The sequence below is a fragment of the Chitinophaga sp. genome (assembly GCF_036566945.1).
Lineage (GTDB): Bacteria > Bacteroidota > Bacteroidia > Chitinophagales > Chitinophagaceae > Chitinophaga.
Genome location: NZ_DATCVJ010000926.1, coordinates 1 through 1,603 on the forward strand (window position 1 = coordinate 1; position 1,603 = coordinate 1,603).

Genomic DNA, 1,603 nt, shown 5'->3' on the forward strand with positions numbered 1-1,603 from the left:
CACCTTTTATATTAATTTTCATGATCTGCATTTTGTAATGAATGTTTAGAATTTCACGTTTACACCAGCACCATACGTCTTTTGCGGACCATAGGGTGTTATCACATCATTTTCAGGATCGGTAAATTTCACCTTCGACCACACAAACAAATTACCTCCCTGCAGATTAAAAGTTACCGCTTCCAATCCCATACGTTTCAGCCAAACCGGTTGCAGACTATAGGAAAGAACGGCACTGCGCAAACGCAGGTAATTGCTGGTGGTACCATAAAAATCTGACACCCTGGTATCTGAGGCTATGGACCCTAGCTTAGGCCAGGAGGCATTTGGGTTATCCGGTGTCCAACGATCCAGTTGACGGGTATCATAATTGACCCATCTCCGGTTTAGATTCATGTTGGTATAGTCACCGATTCCCTGGAATAACAGGTCTAGTGACAAGTGTTTCCAGGTAGCACCGAGCGAAACACTATAATTCAGCAACGGCATGTTGATATTATCTTTCACTATTACATCCTTTTCATCAATGATGTGATCGCCATTCAGGTCCTGATATTTGACATCACCGGGGTTAATAGTGCTGTTGTTACGCCCGTCCTGTATGGCCCATCCGGCAATTTCTTCCTTAGACTGGAACAGCCCTGCTGATTTGTAGATGCGGGTAATATTCGCGCCCCAACCGTTTAACTGGCTGGCATTCCACGCAGGTAAACCGGCTTGTTCTCCTGAATAATCCGTGATGGTTTTGGTATGTGCAATCATACCTTTTACATAATAGTTGAAATTTTTGCCGATATGGTTACTATGTGTCAATGTCAGTTCAAAACCGGTGGAATGGTTACTACCCATATTTACCTTGGGAGCAAAAGCGCCATAAGTCAATGGTACATTGTCCGTCACGGAGATCAGCACATTGGTATTATTCTTCCGGTATACATCAAATTCGGCGGCAAATAATCCTTTCAGGATACTCAGATTAAAGCCGGCATTAAATGATTTGATCACTCCCCAGGTAATATTGTTATTGGGTGCAGTAAGCCCGGGATAGATAGAAGGTTGATAATTACCGCCGAAAATGTAGCCATTCTTACCGGTAGTGGAAGAAGGACCGCTGTTTTGTCCTACGGAGAAATTATAGAGATAGGCACTATACCCGGCGCCTGATTCATCACCGGCCATACCATAAGATCCTCTCAGTTTCAGTTCATCGAGCCAGGAGATATTATCTTTCATAAAATCTTCTTCGGAAATCCGCCATCCGGCAGATATAGAAGGGAACGTACCCCAACGATGTCCATCCGGATAATTCACAGATGCTTCCGAACGGAAGCTGCCATCCAGGTAATATTTACCATTGTAGGAATAACTGATACGACCAACATACCCTACTCTTCCAAACTCGCTGGTGGTACCGTTGTTAGTGGAGTTTACACTGGCATTACCGGCAAACAGTTCATCTACTGAAGGTGTAAAAATATTACTGCGGGCGCCACTCAGCATTTCAATGGTACTTTCATTGGTAGTATATAACAATACCGCATTCACCGTATGTAAACCAAAGGAGCGGTTATAGTTGAATCCGAACTCCATATTGGTATAATTA

At 43.5% G+C, this 1,603-nt stretch carries 1 protein-coding gene; it reads right to left on the reverse strand.

All coding sequences use genetic code 11. The features are described 5' to 3' along the window. Positions 1–45: 45 nt before the first annotated feature. Positions 46–1,603: hypothetical protein (locus VIP81_RS27825; protein WP_331969183.1), on the reverse strand; the 1,558-nt coding region annotated here is incomplete at its 5' end.